Annotated in this window: 2 protein-coding genes and 1 pseudogene; all 3 read right to left on the bottom strand. The window is 56.2% G+C overall.

All coding sequences use genetic code 11. The features are described from left to right. Window positions 1-399 precede the first annotated feature (399 nt). Window positions 400-609: pseudogene (locus J3489_RS27105) on the bottom strand (5-oxoproline transporter, DUF979 family subunit); the annotation flags it as partial. 272 nt (window positions 610-881) lie between these two features. Beyond that, window positions 882-1,703: an ankyrin repeat domain-containing protein gene (locus J3489_RS27100; RefSeq protein WP_207003426.1), complete on the bottom strand. Its 822-nt coding sequence runs from the start codon at window positions 1,701-1,703 to the stop codon at window positions 882-884. After that, on the bottom strand, window positions 1,700-2,431 hold the full coding sequence (locus J3489_RS27095) for a Tle-like phospholipase domain-containing protein (protein WP_207003425.1): 732 nt from the start codon (window positions 2,429-2,431) through the stop codon (window positions 1,700-1,702). Before J3489_RS27095 ends, J3489_RS27100 begins: the two co-directional genes overlap by 4 nt. Window positions 2,432-2,516: the final 85 nt, after the last annotated feature.

Here is a 2,516-nt window from a genome sequence, read left to right as displayed (position 1 = left end):
GGTCTCGCATGGGCAACAGGTGGGCGCGGCCGCCGATTGGACGCGCGAGGCGTCGGCGGGCGTCCGGGGAGAGGTGTCGGTCTGACATGGTCCCCCCGCTCATCGGATGCAACGGCGGCCACTCAGGGCGCGGTCATCGCTCCGGCAAGGTCGGACGCGGGCATCAGCGGGGTGAATCGTGAATCGAGGGGCGGTTTGTGAGGTGGCGCCGCACGGTGTGTGCATGTCTCGTTCTCCATGTTCTGATCAATGAGAGAACGCAACATAACCAGCCCGATGACTGGCGAGATATAGGAGTAATCCGAAATCCAGAAACTAGGCGACTCTTTTCTGGATGGCTCGCGAATCGTCCGCCACGCGTGGTGGTTCACCCGCGCCACGCAGCGGACAAGTTCGCTTTCACAAGAACATCATGAAATTCAGCAGAAAGATATTGACGACCAAGAGCGCCAACCCCGTCGGCACCTGCACTTTGATCACGGCATTCTTATCGGGCAATTCGAGCAACGCCGCCGGCACGATGTTGAAGTTCGCCGCCATCGGCGTCATCAGCGTCCCGCAGTAGCCGGAGAACATCCCGATTGCCACCGTCGTCGCCGGGTTGCCGTGGTGCGAACATGTCGCTATTCGGAAACGACATGTCTTCCCGCTTTTGCTTTGCGATTCCATCAATCACTTGGCTAACGATGTGCCGGCTAATGAAGGAGTCGCTACCTCCCAGAGCATAGGGTTTGCCGACAGGGGAGCCAGTTTTGCAATGTCGTCAGAACGTGGTGCGCGTAAAGAGGGGACGGCTATGGAGCGTCGCACTAGCGGTTCGTGGGGCGAGTGGCGGACGGCATCGAACCTGAATTGCGGCGGGTTCGATGCCGAGTTTCTAATTAAAGGGGGAGCTGGCTGTCATCCAATCTTCTCGGCGCGTTGGCGCCCCAACGGGCGCGGATTTGCTCGGGGGTATCGGGTGGCCATTTGACGCCCATCTTGATGATGCGGTCGCGGATTTCGGTTAGCTTTTGATATGTAATCGATTCGGGAGCAGAGGCGTTTTGATTAATTCGCGTTGAAATTGCGTACGGAAACGAAAGGCCGTTAATGTTGTAGGTGTTTGGATTCGCTGCGTGATCGAGCAAATAGTCAATTTGATCTAGCGCGCGACTCGTTAATGCTTCGTATAGCGCTGTGTTGCGCAACGAATCTCGCATGTTAACATCGGCTCCGCAGGCAATCAAAAGCTTAAGCGAATCAAAGGTTCTAGGAGATGTGACTTCAAGGAGAATGGGGCTTTCTCCATCAATTATGGTATTGGGCCCGACGCCGGCATCGAGGAGGATACGTAAGAAATCCGCCGTAGGGCTGTTCAAAGTCACGCCCAATACGCTGCCAAAGTTTGGCACCTTTTGAAATGGATCAGCTCCAGCCTTGATTAGCTCACCCATGATTTCCAGTTGCTTGGGGTCTCGTTCCAGCGCATCCTGAAATGCGAAAAAAAGCAGTGTCATGTTCTTGCGACCCGGCGTGTTCAGATCGGTAGCGGGTGCAAGCTGTCTTACTTTGGCCAGATCGCCGCGCTCAATGGCTTGCGCCAGCGCAAGTTGCGGTCCAGAAAAAAAGTCAGTAGCTGGGAATTTCGTCATTGCGTTTGCAGTATAAGAGATCAGTAGAAGGCCAATTGCCACGGTGAACGCGAAAATCAGTCGTTTCACAGTGGGACCTCCTGAAGAATGGAAATATCTTCCTGTTTTTGCTTTTCAATGCCGTCGATCACCTGGCTAATGAAGTGGCGGCTTATAGAGGAACCTTTTCCGTCGAGGATATAAGGTGTGCCGATAGCCACCGGCAGCGGTAGCCAGCTTTGCAGAGTTGTCAAGATTTCCCCTTTCACGTGGTACGCGTTGATCTCTGAAGGCTGCAAAGTGCCGCCATAGCGCTCCACGGTTTTCGGATGCAGGCCCGCGGCATTGAAACTCCAACATGCCTTCCCGCTGACACTTGATGCGGCCGCGCATAGCCCACCTCCCTGTGAATGACCCGCGATATCAATTAGAAATGGTTCGTCTAGCAATTTTTCGCCGAGCTTGGTGGCCCGATCGTAGTACGACGACTCAAAATTGAACGCTTGCGAGAAATTGTTTCCCCAATCTTCAAAACTGGTCATCTCCGTACCCTTGAGCCAGCTTGGGTCGACGAACATATCGTCGATGAACTGCTCAAGCTCGCCTGGGTTGACATCACTCTCGAGCAGGCCATAGCGGTCCACACCCGACAATCGCGCATGGGCTGCCGGAGCAATGACGGACCACGCAAACGATGGTGGAATGACCCAGCACGCTTGCTCGGGCGTCAGGTCTCGCATGGGCAACAGGTGGGCGCGGCCGCCGATTGGACGCGCGAGGCGTCGGCGGGCGTCCGGGGAGAGGTGTCGGTCTGACATGGTCCCCCCGCTCATCGGATGCAACGGCGGCCACTCAGGGCGCGGTCATCGCTCCGGTAAGGTTGGACGCGGGCAAGAGCCGGGC

It is taken from the genome of Trinickia mobilis, from assembly GCF_017315705.1.
Classification (GTDB): Bacteria; Pseudomonadota; Gammaproteobacteria; order Burkholderiales; family Burkholderiaceae; genus Trinickia_A; species Trinickia_A mobilis.
This window is presented reverse-complemented; position numbering and strand designations above follow the sequence as displayed.

Bases quoted from the DNA above. Each gene is read 5' to 3' on its own strand.
- J3489_RS27095 (WP_207003425.1), bottom strand. From the start codon at position 2,431: ATGTCAGACCGACACCTCTCCCCGGACGCCCGCCGACGCCTCGCGCGT.